Here is a 15,241-nt window from a genome sequence, read left to right on the forward strand (position 1 = left end):
TTCCTAAAGGCGCTCGCGCTCGGTCGTTCTATTTTTCAGGCGGCCTCACCGGACCTGCGATCAGGCGATATGTCGGAACCCACGCCGTATTCCACGTCTCCATCGTTGCTCCGCAAACGGCACATTCGAAGCTGCCGATCTCACGGCTCTCAGCCATGGCTTCGGAGCGATTATAAACAGCGCCGCACCTGCACCCTCGATGACGAGTCCCAGTCATTGAGGTTTTATGCGCTCCTCGAGCCACGATTGCCAGCCCTCAAATGTCCGGAAGGCGTCAAAGGCATCGATGTTGTCAGGTTCGCAGCACGTCAGCTTTCTCTCCGAAAGCGACGCTTCTCGCGACACCTACGTTCTTGAATAACTGAAGCCCGGCGCGACAGTTGCGCTAATACCCCCGCCTGCGGTCGACCACGTGCTCCAGCGCGTCGCCGGCCTCATAGCGCTCGATCTGCCGCGCGACATATTTCGAGATCTCGTCCGGATCGGTGTCGGCCGCATTGTGCGGCGTCAGCACCACCTTCGGATGGCTCCAGAACGGGCTGTCCGCAGGCAGCGGTTCGGTCTCGAAGACGTCGAGCGAGGCGGCGCCGAGTGTGCCGTCGTCGAGCGCGCGCAAAATGTCGACCTCATCCTGCAATCCGCCGCGGCCGGCATTGATCAGGACCGGCGCGCCCATAGGGCTGTTGCGGTTCAGTTTGGCAAAGACGTCGCGGTTGAGCACGTGCCGCGTGTCCGGCGTCAGCGGCAGCAGGCAGACCGGGATGTTGGTCTGTTGCAGGAAGGCGCCGAGCTGTTCCGTCCCGGCAAAGCATTCGATGCCGTCGATCTGCTTCGCGCTGCGGCTCCAGCCAACCACGCGGAAGCCGATCGCCCGCAGCACCTGCGCCGCGTCGGCCCCCAGCGTGCCCATTCCCATGATGCCGACCGTGATCGCGCCCGCTGCCCATTGATGCCGAGGCGCCCAGCGTTTCTCGCGCTGCGACTCGCGTAAGTACAGTTCCTGGCGGTGATGCATCAGCACGTGCAGCGTCACATATTCCGTCATCCGGCCGGTGAGATCGGACACCGCGACGCGGACCAGCGGCACGTTGGGCAACGAGGCATCCGCCATCAGCGCGTCGACGCCGGCGCCGAGATTGAAGATCACGCGCAAATTCGGAAACGCCGCAAGTTCGCCCGGGCGCGGCTTCCAGACCGCGGCGTAGTGCACATCAGCGGGATCGGCGCCCGCATCGGGTAACAGCAGCACGCGCCTGTCCCGGCAGACTTCGTCGAACCGGGCTTTCCACCGTACCGGCGACCAGTTTTCGGTGCCGCCATGTACCAGCAACGCCAGCGCGCCTTTCGTCATTCCTGAACCCCTCGCCAACAACGTGACCTGTATCACATAACGAATCGAATCGGTCGCATACTCTCCTGCCACCGATCAAGGCGAGACTTTGAGAAAGCCCACGCCCATAGCTGGCGCGACGACGAAGCCAAGGCGCGTCGTATTGCGGCGAAGTACGGAATCTACTGGTGATGCGGAAGCTGCCGCCCCGCGTCATTGCGAGCGGAGCGAAGCAATCCATCTCGCCACTCGTGGAGGCATGGATTGCTTCGCGGAGCCTGTCATCGGGTGCGCGTTCGCGCGACCCGTTGGCTCGCAATGACGGCGGCCGCGGTGCGGAACTCACCCCTTCTCAAAATTTCTTCTAAGTGTTGTCGGCTGCGGGCATAATCGTTCGTCTTCAACACAACGGAGATGCCTGACGCATGCTGTATGCCATCCTTTGCTATCACGACGAGGACATGGTCGGTTCCTGGACCAAGGAACAGGACGCGGCCGTCATGAAGAAACTTTCCGTCGTGCAGGAGAAACTGGCCAAGCAGGGCCGGCTGGGGCCGGTGGCGCGGCTGTTGCCGACCACGGCGGCGACCACGCTGCGCAAGGACGATCCGCCGCTGGTGCTGGACGGTCCTTTTGCCGAGACCAAGGAGCAGCTGCTCGGCTTCTATGTCGTCGACTGCAAGAATCTCGACGAGGCGCTCGAGGTCGCGCGCGATCTCGGCGCGGCCAATCCGGGCGGCGCCTATGAGATCAGGCCCGTCGGGGTTTTCAACCCGGGGAGTGTTCAGCCGTGACCGATACCGCCTGGATCGACGCCGCGCTGACTTCGGCGCGACCCCAGGCGGTCGGCGCGCTGCTCCGCTATTTCCGCGATCTCGACCGGGCGGAGGAGGCGTACCAGAACGCCTGCCTGCGCGCGCTGAAGAGCTGGCCGCAGAACGGTCCGCCGCGCGATCCCGCGGCGTGGCTGATCATGGTCGGTCGCAACGTCGGGATCGACGATATCAGGCGCAGTCGCAAGCAGGAGGCGCTGCCGGACGACGACCAGGCGATCTCCGATCTCGACGACGCCGAAGACGCACTCGCCGAACGGCTCGACGGCTCGCATTATCGCGACGACATCCTGCGGCTGCTGTTCATCTGCTGCCATCCCGATTTGCCGCCGACCCAGCAGATCGCGCTGGCGCTGCGCATCGTCTCCGGCCTTTCTGTGAAACAGATCGCGCGCGCCTTCCTGGTCAGCGAGGCCGCGATGGAGCAGCGCATCACCCGTGCGAAGGCGCGCGTGGCGGAGGCGAAAGTGCCGTTCGAGGCGCCGGGTGCGGCCGAACGCAGCGAGCGCCTCGCTTCCGTCGCGGCGATGATCTACCTGATCTTCAACGAGGGCTATTCGGCGAGCGGGGACACCGCCGAGATCCGCAGCCCCCTCTGCGAAGAAGCAATCCGGCTGGCGCGGCTGCTGCTGCGCCTGTTCCAGAGCGAGCCGGAGATCATGGGGCTGACCGCGCTGTTGTTGTTGCAGCACGCCCGCGCTGCGGCGCGGTTCGATGCCGACGGCGCCGTGATCCTGCTCGAGGACCAGGACCGCCGCCTGTGGAACCAGACCTTAATCGCCGAGGGGCTGGCGCTGATCGACAAGGCGATGCGCCATCGCCGCAGCGGTCCCTATCAGGTGCAGGCCGCGATCTCCGCATTGCATGCCCGCGCCGAAAAGCCCGAAGACACTGACTGGATACAGATCGACCTACTCTACGGCGCGCTCGAGGTTATGCAGCCTTCGCCGGTGGTGACGCTGAACCGCGCGGTTGCGGTCTCGAAGGTACGCGGGCCGGAAGAGGCGCTCGAGATGATCGATCCGCTCGCCCAGCGGCTGCAGAACTATTTCCACTTCTATGGCGTCCGCGGCGCCTTCCTGATGCAGCTCGGCCGCAATGACGAGGCCCGCGTCGCCTTCGACCGCGCCATCGCACTTGCCAACACGACCGCGGAGGCCGCTCACATCCGCATGCATCTCGACCGCCTGATCCGCGACAGCCAACCGCGCGGCGCCAAATCTTCAAAGAAATAGTTTTCCGCTACTGCCCTCAAACCCAAGGAGCAAGCCATGCAGGTCAATCCCTATCTGTTCTACAGCGGCAATTGCGAAGCGGCGCTGAAATACTATGAGAAGGTGCTCGGCGCGAAGATCGAGGCGATACTCACCCATGAGCAGGCGCCGGAATCGATGCCGGTCGCGCCCGATTGGAAGAAGAAGATCATGCACGCCAAGATCACGATCGACGGCGAGATCATCATGGCCTCCGATTCGCCGCCGGAATATTTCAACAAGCCGCAGGGCTTTGCGGTCTCTCTCACCGTGGAAGACCCCGCCGACGGCGAACGCAAGTTCAAGGCGCTCGCGGAAGGCGGCACCGTGACCATGGCCTTCACGCCGACCTTCTGGGCCAAGGGTTTTGGCATGTGCGTCGATCAGTTCGGCATCCCCTGGATGGTGAACTGCCCCGCCGAAGGAATGTGAGCTATCGGCACCGCGGATAGATCGCCGAGAGGTCGCGTCCGCGCAACAGCAAAAGCCGCGACGTCAATCCGCCGTGGCTTACGATCCAGCCGCGCACGGGTGCCGGATAGGCCTCGAGCACCGCCTCGGAGGCCTCCGGCTCGGCATAGAAACGTCCGCTCCTGTCGACCGAACGCGCGGCATGGAAGCCGAGCACGGCGCGCCGCGTCACACAGATGCGGTTGTTCGGAACCATCGAGAGCACCAGTGTGCAGGCCGACAGGCAGGGCCCGTCGATCACCACGCGCTCGCCGGAGGCGCGCACGCGCGCGAACAATTCGATGAACGGCTCGACTTGTCCGCCCGGGCTTGCCAGGATGCGGACCTCGGCGCGCGCGAACGAACTTGCTCCGAGCAGCGCCGCTGCGATCAAAGCCGCCTTGATCACCGCCCTTGACATCCGCTGGCTCCCCGATCTCCTCGTTCTCCTCGCATATTTAGCGGCGTCGCATGCGGCAAGATTTTGTCATGCAGCTTCGTCTAGACTATCGAACTACATGCGATTCCTTCGCATGATGCTGCTCGCCGCAAGGCTGGCCCAGGCTTCAAGATGAACATCGAAACCAACCTGTGGCTGATCCGGCACGCGCCCGTCGATGGGCCGAAAGGGGTCATCCATGGCCCGGACGCGCCGGCCGACCTCGGTGACGAAGCGGCGCTTGCCGCGCTGAAGGCAAGGCTGCCGCAAGGCGCGTTCGCGGCCTGCAGCCCGGCGCGTCGCACGCGGGAGACCGCGGCCGCGCTCGGGCTCGCAGCGGTCGAGAACGCCGCCTTTCGTGAACAGGATTTCGGCGCCTGGACCGGGCGGCGTCACAACGATCTCGTGGCTGAGCTCGGCGACGCCTATCAGGCCTTCTGGCGATCGCCGGCGCGCAACCGGCCGCCCGGCGGCGAAAGCTTCGTCGATCAGATCGCGCGCGCGAGAGAGGGGCTGGCATCGCTGCCGGCGGGCGATGCCGTGTTGGTCGTGCATTCCGGCACGATCCGCGCCGTGCTCGCAATCGCGCTTGACCTACAGGCTGAGAACGCCTTGCGGTTCGTGATCGATCCGCTGTCGCTGACCCGGATCGATCGCTTGGCTACTGGCTGGCGCGTCATCGCGGTCAACCGGTGGCCCTAGCCGTTCCGCCCTTGTCCGCGCAGCGTCGGCAATCCGATGCCGGCGGCATCGAAACCGCCGTCGACCGCGAGGATCTGCCCGGTGATGTAGCTTGCGCGCTCGGAGCTGAGGAAGAAGATCGCTTCCGCCAGTTCCTCCTCGAGGCCGTAGCGGTTGAGCGGGATCGCGTCGTGATAATCGGCGCGGATGGCGGCCGTATGCACCGCTTTCGCCATCGCGGTGTCGACCGGGCCAGGCGCCACCGCATTGACACGGATGCCGAGCGAGGCGAGCTCGACCGCGAGCTGCTTGGTCAGATGCGCTAGCCCTGCTTTGCTGGTGCCGTAGGCCGAGCGCAGCGTCGAAGCGCGCACCGCCGAGATCGAGGTGATATTGACGATGGCGCCGCCGCCATGCTCGCGCATCAGCGGCGCGGCTGCCTTGGCGCAAAGGAACGGTCCGGTGAGGTTCACCGCCAGGATCCGGCTCCAATCGGCGTCCGAGGTCTCGAGCAGCGGCGCGAACACCGCAACCCCGGCATTGTTGACGAGCGCATCGAGCCGGCCGAAGCGTTTTTCCACCGCGGCGACTGCTGCCGCGACAGCAGCGGCGTCGGAGACGTCGCAAGGCAGCGCCAGCGTGTTCTCGGCCTGTTTGAGGCTCGCGACCGCCTCGTTCAGCAATTCGCGCTCGATATCCAATAGCGCCACGCGCCAGCCCTCGGCAAGGAATCGCCTGGCGGTGGCAAGCCCGATGCCGCGCGCCGCTCCGGTGACGAGCGCGACCTTCTGCGAAGATGAAGTCATGGATGTTCCAACGTTTTCCGATATCGGATCCTGTTGCGCCGTCTACCTGGCGAAAGCAAGGTCTGCGGCCGCGAAATAAATCCGCCGGCGATGTCGGGCGCCCTGAGCCCTGCTTCGTCTTCCCTGTGGCGGCACATCCGGCCGCCGGCAACAGGAGTTTCCATGTCGCTGACGCTGCACTATCACCCGCTGTCGTCGTTCTGCTGGAAGGTGCTCATCGCCCTCTATGAGAACGACGTCCCGTTCGCGCCCCATCCCGTCGACCTTTCCAATCCTGCCGAGCGCGCGGCGCTGTTGAAACTGTCGCCGATCGGGCGCTTCCCGGTGCTGCAGGACCATGCGCGGAACCAGGTCGTGCCGGAATCCAGCATCATCATCGACTATCTCGACCGCCATTATCCCGGCCGCACCAAGTTCATTCCGGCTGAGGCCGATCTCGCCTGGCAGACCAGGCTGCGTGAACGCTTCTATGATCTCTATCTGCACCTGCCGATGCAGAAGATCGTCGGCGACCGGCTGCGGCCGGCCGACAGCAAGGATCCGTTTGGCGTCGAGGAGGCGAGGGCGCAGCTGCTCGCCTCCTACCGCATCATCGACGAGCAGTTGGCGCCCGGCGGCTGGGCGGCGGGCGAGGCGTTCACGCTTGCCGATTGCGCCGCCGCGCCGTCCTTGTTCTACGGCAACATGATGGTGCCGTTGGGCGACGAGCACGAGAATCTGCGCGCTTATTTCGAGCGCCTGAAAGCGCGTCCGTCCTTCGCGCGGGTGATGAAGGAGGCCGAGCCCTATTTCAAGCTGGTGCCGAAGGAGAGCTGAATGCCATCCACCGACAAAGCCGGGATCATCCGCGCGATCTTCGCCGCCTATCTGGCGAACGACCGCCAGCGCGTCGAGGCGGCCTTCACCGACGACTTCCGTTTCACCAGCCCCTATGACGACAATCTGGACAAGCTGACCTATTTCGCCCGCTGCTGGCGGGATAGCGATTGGATCGCGAGCCATGAGCTGGAACGGATCTTCGTCAAAGGCGACGAGGCCTTCGTGACCTATCGCTGCGTGGCGAAGGACGGAAACAGCTTCCGCAATACCGAGTTCTTTGCCTTCGACGGCGACAAGGTGAAGCGCATCGACGTCTATTTCGGCGCCACCTATCAGGATGGCAAATTCGTCAAGCAGGGCGCGTAGGGTGGGCACGCCGCCCGCGCCCAATTGCCGCAATTATCTCCAGAATAATTTTGCAGGGACCTGTCGGTGCGGCAAGACCCGGTTCGTCTTATCTGCGAGTGCCTGAAGACAAGTGACCAAACCAATAAGTGACCCCCTAACGGAGCGCGAGACGATGCGATTCATGGTGATAGTGAAGGCCAGCCGTGACACCGAAGCCGGCGTGATGCCCTCGACGGAACTTCTGGCCGCGATGGGCGCCTTCAACGAGGAGATGGTCAAGGCCGGCGTCCTGCAAGCCGGCGAGGGCCTGCATCCGAGTGCGAAGGGCGCGCGGGTCGGCTATGGCGGCGGGCAGCCCCGCGTCAGCCACGGGCCGTTCAGCTTGAGCAACGATCTCGTCGCCGGCTTCTGGCTGATCGAGACCAAATCGCTCGATGAAGCGATCGACTGGATGAAGCGTGCCCCGTTCGAGGACGGCGAGATCGAGATCCGGCAGGTGTTCTCCACCGAGGATTTCGGCGAGGCATTGACCCCCGAACTGCGCGAGCAGGAAGAGCGCCTGCGCGCCCAGGTCGCTCGAAACTAATGGCTTCTCCGTCATTCCGGGGCGTCCGAAGGACGAGCCCGGAATCCATCAGGCCCCATGCGCAAGCGGAGTAATGGATTCCGGGCTCATCGCTCCGCGATGCCCCGGAATGACGACGGAGAGAATGACGCTCCGCCCACCCAAAGGAACCACCCATGCGATTCATGATGCTGATGATCCCGCTCGGCTTTGAGACCGCGCCGCCGAAGATCGACCTCGACCCCGAACGCGTTAGGGCGATGATGCAATACAACCAGGCGCTGAAGGACGCCGGCGTCCTGATCGCGCTGGACGGCCTGCATCCGCCGTCGGCGGGCGCCCGCGTCTCTTTCGCGACCGGCAAGCCCGTGGTCACCGACGGTCCGTTCACCGAATCGAAGGAAGTGCTCGGCGGCTACTGGATGATCAACGTGGCCTCGCGTGCGGAGGCGATCGAATGGGCCAAGCGATGCCCGGCCAGCGAGAACGAGATCATCGAGATCCGCCAGGTGCAGGAAATGAGCGATTTCTCGGAGGAGGTGCAGAAGGCAGCCGCCGGCTTCGAAGAACTGCAGCGGGACTCGGCGCACCGCTGAGCCACGCACCGATCGTCAATTCAACGCAAGGGAGAAGCACATGAGCAGCAACGATACGTTCCTCGCCGTCTATCTCGGCAGCATGAACGGCGCGCGAATGACGGCCTGGCGTGCGCTGCCGGAGGCCGAGCGGCGCGCCAAGGAGCAGCAGGGGATGGCGGCGTGGGGCGCCTGGGTCGAAAAGCACCAGAGCGTGATCGTCGAGATGGGCGGCCCGCTCGGCAAGACCAAGAAGGTCGATGCGAACGGCATTGCCGACATCACCAATCAGTTGACCGGGTTCACCGTGGTGCGCGCCGCCTCGCAGGAGGCCGCGGCCAAAATGTTCGAGAACCACCCGCATTTCGCGATCTTCCCGGGCGACTCCGTGGAGATCATGCCGGTCCTTCCGATTCCGGGCCGTTAATTTCGCCGCCAGCCCTGCAGCTCGGGTGAAGCGCCAGCGTCACCCGGGGCCCGGAAATGCGGACACAGCCGTCCCGGGTTGCGCGGAGCCTGTCATCGGGCGCGCGTTCGCGCGACCCGTTGGCTCCACCCGGGCTACGAACCGCCGTCATTCCGGGGCGATGCGATAGCATCGAACCCGGAATCTCGAGCTTCCGGGTTCGGCTCTGCGAGCCGCCCCGGAATGACGCGAAGTTGCGCCCTCGGCCCTAGTGACCTTTGCATCCGGCTCATGTAAGAGCTTTTCACATGAGCTGGCGCAAGGATCAGCGCCGCGGCGAGCGCGGCTATCATCACGGCAATCTCAAAGAAGCCTTGCTGCAGGCGGCGCTCGACTTGATTTCGCAGAAGGGGCCGGCCGGCTTCACCTTCGCCGACGCCGCGCGCATGGCCGGCGTCAGCCCCGCCGCGCCCTATCGGCATTTCCGCGACCGCGACGAACTATTGTCGAGCATCGCCCAGCGCGGCTTCGAGCAGTTCGAGCAGCTCCTGACGCAGGCCTGGGACGACGGCCGTCCGGACACGATCACTGCGTTTGAGCGCGTCGGCAAGGCCTATCTAGCCTTCGCCCGCGAGGAGCCGGCGTTCTATTCGGCGATGTTCGAATCCGGCGTTCCGGTCGAGACAACTCCTGCACTGATGGCGGCAAGCGAACGCGCCTTTGCCGTCATTCGTGCCGCCGCCGAGCGGCTTGCGGCTTTGGCGCCGCCCGGCGTGCCGCGTCCGCCGGCGATGATGATGGCGCTGCACATCTGGGCGATGTCGCACGGTGTCGCTTCGTTATTTGGCCGTGGTGACGCCGCGCGTCGCAAACTGCCGATGACGCCGGAAGAGCTGCTGGAGGCCGAAGTCCTGATCTATCTGCGCGGCCTCGGCTTCCCCACCGAGCGCACACCCGAGCCGGCGGAGGAGAAGCCCGCTGGTCCTTGGGGCAAACCGAAATAAAATTGCCGAAATAATTTTGTCGCACCCCCGTGGGGTCGGCTTGACTTTCGGAATGGATCGGCCAAGTATGTAAATGTTATTTACATTCACAACGGCGTGATGCCGTGATGGAGAAGGGAAATGGCCTACACCGCAGATGTCAATCGATGGCGCGGCCCTGTGGAAGAACCCTACCGCCCACGCATGTTCGAAAGCCCGTGGCACCCCGGCTGGATTGCCGTGACCATTCTCGGCTTCATCATTTGGTGGCCGATCGGGCTCGCCCTCCTCTTTTTCACACTCGGGAGCAGAAGAATGGGTTGCTGGAGTCACCACGATCAGGATCGCTGGCAGAACAAGATGGAGCGGATGCAGTACAAGATGGATCGCATGCGCGACCGCATGGAGCGCCGCGGCTTCGGCTGGGGCTTTGGTTCGCCCTCGAGCGGCAACCGCGCCTTCGACGAATACCGCGCCGAGACGCTGCAGCGTCTCGAAGAGGAGCAGAAGGAGTTCAAGGAATTCCTGAGCCGCCTGCGCCACGCCAAGGACAAGGAAGAGTTCGACGCCTTCATGAACCAGCATCGCCAGCGTCCGACTCCGCCGAACGACCAGCCCCCGCCGCAGCAGGGCTAAAGCCATAGCGTTTTCAAGCGAAGTGGGCACCGGTTCGCGTGAAGAAAACGCGTCAAGAATAAGATCGAGAGCTAGCCTTCAGGCGATGTGCCCCCATAAAACCTGATGGCCCTGAGCCGTCCGTTTGCGAAAGCAGACGGGCGGTTTGGTTTTTGAAGCGGCCGTGTTGAACACTTCCGTTGCCGCAATGACGCTGTCGTCCCAGCCTTGAGCCGGGACCCATAACCACAAGTGTTTGGCGTGTGCTCCGCTGCAACCACTTGCACGCCACAACAACCGCTTGTGGTTATGGGTTCTGGCTTTCGCCAGGACGACACTGCGCCTCTTGCCAATGGCGTCGCACGATGCCAATCAAGTCCCATGGACGATTGCCTGACCCTCACTGCGTCGCGCTGGTGGCGCTCCTTTTAAGGAGCGGCACGTCGTCTTGTCTCATCTGCAAAACATGAACGAGTGCCGCCGCGGTCCGGCGGGCGCGTGTTCTTGTCTCAACAGGTCTCCCCGTGCTGCGGCTCTATCAGGAGAACGCCGATGCCTGTTGCCTTGACTGCTATCATCGCCGCCATCGTCAGGCCGCTTGCATGGCTTGGCCGCCAGGGTACACGCGCCGTTGCTGCCCTGGTGTTCATCGGCATCGCGATCCCGCCGCTCGGCGAAGCCTTGCGGCCCTTCGTCACCGAAGCCGTCTTTCTCCTGCTCTGCATTTCCTTCATGCGCGTGGACCTCTCCGCGCTGCGGCTCTATTTGCGCCGGCCTGCGATCGTTGTGACCGCGACGGGATGGACGCTGCTGGCGGTCCCGGCCATCACCGGCATGTTCTGGCTTGCGACGGGCCTGCGCACGGCGTCGCCGGATCTGTTCCTGGGCCTGATGCTGCAGGCGGTGGCTTCGCCGATGATGGCGTCGCCCTCGCTCGCGGCGCTGATGGGGTTGGACGCCACGCTGGTGCTGATCACGCTGGTGACCGGCACCGCGCTGGTGCCGCTCACCGCGCCGCTGTTCGCCTATCTCTTCTTCGGCTCTGCCTTGACATTGTCGCCGGTCGCCCTCGGCGCAAAACTGTTTCTGATCCTGGCCGGCGCGCTCGCGGCCGCCGCGATCATCCGATGGTTGTTCGGGCTTGCCGCCATCGAGCGCCACAAGGCGCCGATTGACGGCCTCAACATCCTGATCCTCCTGGTGTTCGTTTGCGCAGTCATGGGTCCGGTCGCGCCGAGTTTTTGGCGTGAACCGCTGCAGGCGCTGGGGCTGACGCTGCTCGCCTTTGCGGTGTTCTTTGCGCTGCTCGCCGGCACCATGCTGGTGTTTCGCCGCTTCGGCATGGAGCGCGCGCTTTCCTTGGCCGTGATGGTGTCGCAGCGGAACATGGGCCTGATGGTCGCCGCCACCGACGGCGTGCTGCCGGGCCTGACCTGGCTCTACTTCGCGCTATCGCAATTCCCGATCTATCTTGCGCCGCAACTGCTCAAGCCGATCATGGGCAGGCTGACGAAGCGGCGGTAGAGACAGGTGCGGCAGAACTGCCGCCAGAAATAGCGCCGTCATTGCGAGGAGCGATAGCGACGAAGCAATCCATGCTTCCGCGCACGCGGCTCGATGGATTGCTTCGCTTCGCTCGCAATGACGGCTGGGCAGTCATTCGTCCGAAGTTCTGCGCAAGAGCGGGGGAGAGGGGGGCTTCATACATTCGATCCCTGAATCGCGTCGATCACGGCGTCCGTCACCTCTTTCGTCGTCGCTTTGCCGCCGACGTCGGGCGTCAGCACGCCGGCGGCGCAGACGCGTTCCACCGCCGCCATCAGACGCATGGCCGCGTCCTTCTCGCCGAGATGCTCCAGCATCTGTGCGCCGGTCCAGAAGGTCGCGACCGGGTTGGCAATGCCCTTGCCGGTAATGTCGAAGGCCGAGCCGTGGATCGGCTCGAACATCGAGGGGAAGCGGCGCTCGGGGTCGATATTGCCTGTTGGCGCGACGCCGAGGCTGCCGGCGAGCGCGCCTGCGAGATCGGACAGGATGTCGGCGTGCAGGTTGGTCGCGACGATGGTGTCGAGACTTTTCGGGTTGAGCGTCATGCGCACCGTCATGGCGTCGACCAGCATCTTGTCCCAGGTGACATCGGGGAATTTGCTGCGCCACTTCGGCGGCGATCTCGTCCCACATCACCATGCCGTGCCGCTGCGCGTTCGATTTCGTCACCACGGTGAGAAACTTCCGTGGTCGCGACTGCGCGAGCCGAAACGCATAGCGCATGATGCGCGTAACACCGACGCGGGTGAAGATCGCAACTTCGGTGCCGACCTCTTCGGGCAGGCCCTTATGCGCGCGTCCGCCGGCGCCGGCATATTCGCCTTCCGAATTCTCGCGCACGATCACCCAGTCGAGATCGCCGACGCCGACATTGCGCAGTGGCGAGGCGACGCCGGGCAGGATCTTGGTCGGCCGCACATTGGCGTATTGGTCAAAACCCTGGCAGATCGGCAGCCGCAGTCCCCACAGCGTGATGTGGTCGGGCACATCGGGCGCGCCGACCGCGCCAAAATAGATCGCATCGAACTTCTTCAGCTCATTGAGCCCGTCCGCCGGCATCATGACGCCGTGCTTCTTATAGTAGTCCGAGCCCCAGTCGAACGTCTTGAACTGGAAGGCAACATCGCCGGAGCGTTTCGCCAGCGCCTCCAGCACACGAATGCCCGACGAGATCACCTCGGGGCCGATACCGTCGGCAGGAATGGCAGCGATGGAATGGGTGCGCATGAGTTTCTCCCGGGGCGCGATTGTGGCTTCGACGAGCTTTGGCCGATGCGTAACCCACCATTTCGCCCACGCCAAGTTTTGTCCGTCATTCCGGGGCGCGCGCAGCGCGAGCCCGGAATCCATTTCGCCGCATGCTCTGTGGTTGGATGGATTCCGGGCTCGATGCTTCGCATCGCCCCGGAATGACGGAGAAAAATTCGCGAGCGATTTCAACCTGATTTGCCCCGTCCAGCCCTCACACAAAAAACATTTCCGCTTCCGTCGTCGGGCAAATCAGTGATTTAACTCCGCGCGTCTCACCCGAATGAGGGGCGGCTCGCGATCGTCACGAACGTTGCGGTGAGATGCGGTGGACGCGATGCGTGCGACTGACGAGCGCACGCATCACGGACGGCGAAGTCGTGTGGTTCTGGCGCCCCGACGCTGGCGCTAAGCTCGCGAGCAGCAAGAGCTGCCGCGGGTGACGGTGGCAAGAAAGCCCGGTCACCGGGAAGAGCACGAAGTAAGCCGTAAACCACTGCGCAGGGAAAGCCGGAGTGTTTTCGGTTGAACCTGTGGTCCTACCCCCGTGCTTTTTGTTGCACGGGACCCATGGGTGCAACCGGCACCCGGCTTTCCCTGCGCCCTCTATTCAATGAGAGGGCGAAACGAACGCAAAGCTCGGGCAGGTCATGCCGCGAGAATGCGGAGTCATATCCCCTTCGCTGTTTGACAATTGAAGCCAGCCTATCTCCTTAGGATGGGGAACAAGCAGCAGGGAACCCGCCCATTCCCGTAACCGGCCGGATTTCCTGCATTTCCAGCCGCCAAACCGGGCTTTGGTAACCTCGCCTTAACCACGGTTAGAGTCAGGTGAGGGACGGAAATGACGCGCGAACAGCCCTTGTTTTGACATGTTGGCGGAGGAAGCAGGGCCCGGCCTTGGACGGCCCTCCCATGCGACAGATGCGACAGATGAAAGCTTTTCGCGGCTGGCGCTTACCGCCGCGCTGGGCGCGCGGCTGCGAGGGGCGGCTCAAGCGAGGTGGAGACCGGTTCGCGTGAGGAAAACGCGTCGAAACGAAAATCCGGGACCGGCAGCCATTTGCTCCGGGAAGGACAGAGGATCTTTGCGTTGAAAGGATATTGCCGATGAATCCCGCCGACGTGGCGCAGGCAGCGCTGCCCATGGCCTCGAGCGACGTGTCGCTGATCGCGCTGTTCCTGCAGGCCCACTGGGTCGTGAAGGCGGTCATGCTCGGGTTGCTCGCCTGCTCGGTCTGGGTCTGGGCGATCGCGATCGACAAGATCTTTCTGTATTCGCGCACCCGCCGCGCGATGGACCGGTTCGAGCAGGCGTTCTGGTCAGGGCAGTCGATCGAGGAACTCTATCGCACGCTGTCGGCCAAGCCGACCCAGTCGATGGCGGCCTGTTTCGTGGCGGCGATGCGCGAATGGAAGCGCTCCTTCGAGAGCCATTCGCGCTCCTTTGGCGGCCTTCAGATGCGGATCGAGAAGGTCATGAATGTGTCGATCGCGCGCGAGGTCGAGCGGCTGGAACGGCGGCTGCTGGTGCTCGCGACCGTCGGCTCGGCCGGCCCCTTCGTCGGCCTGTTCGGCACCGTCTGGGGCATCATGTCGAGCTTCCAGTCGATTGCGGCATCAAAGAATACCTCACTGGCGGTGGTGGCGCCGGGAATCGCGGAGGCGCTGTTTGCGACCGCAATCGGCCTGATCGCCGCAATTCCGGCGACTATTTTCTACAATAAGTTCATTTCCGAGGTGAACCGACAGGCCCAGCGGCTGGAAGGCTTTGCCGACGAGTTCTCCGCGATTCTGTCGCGCCAGATCGACGAACGGGCCTGATGAGGCAGCAAGTGATGAACGCAAGCAGTGGGTTTTAGGCCATGGCGATGAGCATGGCCGGTTCGTCTGGTGGCGGTGGCCGCCGTGGCCGGCGCCGCGCCGCCGTGATGGCGGAAATCAACGTCACGCCGATGGTCGACGTGATGCTGGTGCTGCTCATCATCTTCATGGTCGCAGCGCCCTTGATGACGTCGAATATCGACATCGACCTGCCGATCGCGAGCGGCGGCAAGTCTATTGCCCAGAACACCCCGCCCTTGACGCTGTCGGTCAAGCGCACCGGCGGGAGTTGCAATTCGAACGTGGAACTCTATCTCGGGGACGCCCCGATCTCGGCTGCCGACCTCTTGCCCAAAATCAAGGCTATCCGGGAGACCCGGTCGGATAACGATGCCGTGGTATATCTGCGCGGGGACAAGGACGTCTGTTACACGGATATGATGAAGCTCCTGGGCCAGATTCGCACCGCCGGCTTCAAGGCCAACATCGTCATCATCCCGGAGGGGGGATCTTGAGAT

At 63.8% G+C, this 15,241-nt stretch carries 17 protein-coding genes and 1 pseudogene; 14 read left to right on the forward strand and 4 right to left on the reverse strand.

Features of this window, described 5'->3' with window-relative positions; translation table 11 throughout:
- Nucleotides 1-385 precede the first annotated feature (385 nt).
- Nucleotides 386-1,351 (reverse strand): 2-hydroxyacid dehydrogenase, encoded by a 966-nt coding sequence (locus tag ACZIRK_RS08615; RefSeq protein WP_130228234.1) that lies wholly within the window; start codon nt 1,349-1,351, stop codon nt 386-388.
- A gap of 404 nt (nt 1,352-1,755) precedes the next feature.
- Here ACZIRK_RS08615 and ACZIRK_RS08620 point away from each other — a divergent pair, with 404 nt between their 5' ends.
- From ACZIRK_RS08620 to ACZIRK_RS08630, 3 genes are read left to right on the forward strand one after another with little or no spacing between them, the layout of a single operon-like run.
- Complete coding sequence (locus tag ACZIRK_RS08620) at nt 1,756-2,124, forward strand: YciI family protein (RefSeq protein ID WP_130228235.1); 369 nt, start codon at nt 1,756-1,758, stop codon at nt 2,122-2,124.
- Nucleotides 2,121-3,398 (forward strand): RNA polymerase sigma factor, encoded by a 1,278-nt coding sequence (locus tag ACZIRK_RS08625; protein ID WP_130228236.1) that lies wholly within the window; start codon nt 2,121-2,123, stop codon nt 3,396-3,398. The genes ACZIRK_RS08620 and ACZIRK_RS08625 overlap by 4 nt, the downstream gene beginning before the upstream one ends.
- A 36-nt stretch (nt 3,399-3,434) precedes the next feature.
- Nucleotides 3,435-3,848, forward strand: coding sequence for a VOC family protein (locus tag ACZIRK_RS08630; protein ID WP_130228237.1), 414 nt, complete (start codon nt 3,435-3,437; stop codon nt 3,846-3,848).
- Between the two features lies 1 nt (nt 3,849).
- On the opposite strand, the gene ACZIRK_RS08635 is transcribed toward ACZIRK_RS08630, so the two are convergent.
- The gene (locus ACZIRK_RS08635; RefSeq protein WP_028163682.1) at nt 3,850-4,287 is read right to left on the reverse strand and encodes a hypothetical protein; all 438 of its coding nucleotides are present in this window, start codon (nt 4,285-4,287) and stop codon (nt 3,850-3,852) included.
- 150 nt (nt 4,288-4,437) lie between these two features.
- On the opposite strand from ACZIRK_RS08635, the gene ACZIRK_RS08640 reads away from it, so the two are divergent.
- Nucleotides 4,438-5,007: a histidine phosphatase family protein gene (locus tag ACZIRK_RS08640; protein WP_130228238.1), complete on the forward strand. Its 570-nt coding sequence runs from the start codon at nt 4,438-4,440 to the stop codon at nt 5,005-5,007.
- On the opposite strand, the gene ACZIRK_RS08645 is transcribed toward ACZIRK_RS08640, so the two are convergent.
- Nucleotides 5,004-5,792 carry an SDR family NAD(P)-dependent oxidoreductase gene (locus tag ACZIRK_RS08645; protein ID WP_130228239.1) on the reverse strand — a complete coding sequence of 263 codons (789 nt, stop codon included), beginning with the start codon at nt 5,790-5,792 and terminating at the stop codon, nt 5,004-5,006. The two genes, ACZIRK_RS08640 and ACZIRK_RS08645, sit on opposite strands and share 4 nt — an antisense overlap.
- Before the next feature lie 162 nt (nt 5,793-5,954).
- Here ACZIRK_RS08645 and ACZIRK_RS08650 point away from each other — a divergent pair, with 162 nt between their 5' ends.
- The 8 genes from ACZIRK_RS08650 (at nt 5,955) to ACZIRK_RS08685 (ending at nt 11,627) form a co-directional block, all read left to right on the forward strand.
- Nucleotides 5,955-6,608, forward strand: a complete 654-nt coding sequence (locus tag ACZIRK_RS08650) for a glutathione S-transferase family protein (protein ID WP_130228240.1) — start codon at nt 5,955-5,957, stop codon at nt 6,606-6,608.
- A complete protein-coding gene (locus tag ACZIRK_RS08655) occupies nt 6,609-6,977 on the forward strand; it encodes a nuclear transport factor 2 family protein (RefSeq protein ID WP_130228241.1) in 369 nt (122 codons plus the stop codon).
- A gap of 154 nt (nt 6,978-7,131) precedes the next feature.
- Nucleotides 7,132-7,545, forward strand: a complete 414-nt coding sequence (locus ACZIRK_RS08660; protein WP_130228242.1) for a YciI family protein — start codon at nt 7,132-7,134, stop codon at nt 7,543-7,545.
- Between the two features lie 155 nt (nt 7,546-7,700).
- A complete protein-coding gene (locus tag ACZIRK_RS08665) occupies nt 7,701-8,120 on the forward strand; it encodes a YciI family protein (protein ID WP_130228243.1) in 420 nt (139 codons plus the stop codon).
- 40 nt (nt 8,121-8,160) lie between these two features.
- Entirely contained in the window at nt 8,161-8,526 is a 366-nt protein-coding gene (locus ACZIRK_RS08670; protein WP_463327149.1) for a YciI family protein, read from the forward strand.
- Nucleotides 8,527-8,813: 287 nt separating this feature from the next.
- The gene (locus ACZIRK_RS08675; RefSeq protein WP_130228244.1) at nt 8,814-9,509 is read left to right on the forward strand and encodes a TetR/AcrR family transcriptional regulator; all 696 of its coding nucleotides are present in this window, start codon (nt 8,814-8,816) and stop codon (nt 9,507-9,509) included.
- Nucleotides 9,510-9,629: 120 nt separating this feature from the next.
- Nucleotides 9,630-10,124 carry a DUF2852 domain-containing protein gene (locus ACZIRK_RS08680; protein WP_130228245.1) on the forward strand — a complete coding sequence of 165 codons (495 nt, stop codon included), beginning with the start codon at nt 9,630-9,632 and terminating at the stop codon, nt 10,122-10,124.
- A gap of 531 nt (nt 10,125-10,655) precedes the next feature.
- On the forward strand, nt 10,656-11,627 hold the full coding sequence (locus tag ACZIRK_RS08685; RefSeq protein WP_130228246.1) for a Na+-dependent transporter: 972 nt from the start codon (nt 10,656-10,658) through the stop codon (nt 11,625-11,627).
- 176 nt (nt 11,628-11,803) lie between these two features.
- On the opposite strand, the pseudogene ACZIRK_RS08690 reads toward ACZIRK_RS08685, so the two are convergent.
- Nucleotides 11,804-12,878, reverse strand: a pseudogene (locus ACZIRK_RS08690) (tartrate dehydrogenase).
- Between the two features lie 1,131 nt (nt 12,879-14,009).
- Here ACZIRK_RS08690 and tolQ point away from each other — a divergent pair.
- Nucleotides 14,010-14,723, forward strand: a complete 714-nt coding sequence (gene tolQ, locus ACZIRK_RS08695) for a protein TolQ (RefSeq protein ID WP_027579741.1) — start codon at nt 14,010-14,012, stop codon at nt 14,721-14,723.
- A gap of 41 nt (nt 14,724-14,764) precedes the next feature.
- On the forward strand, nt 14,765-15,238 hold the full coding sequence (locus ACZIRK_RS08700; RefSeq protein ID WP_028163670.1) for a biopolymer transporter ExbD: 474 nt from the start codon (nt 14,765-14,767) through the stop codon (nt 15,236-15,238).
- The last annotated feature ends 3 nt before the right edge of the window (nt 15,239-15,241 follow it).

Source organism: Bradyrhizobium sp. Leo114 (assembly GCF_055229415.2).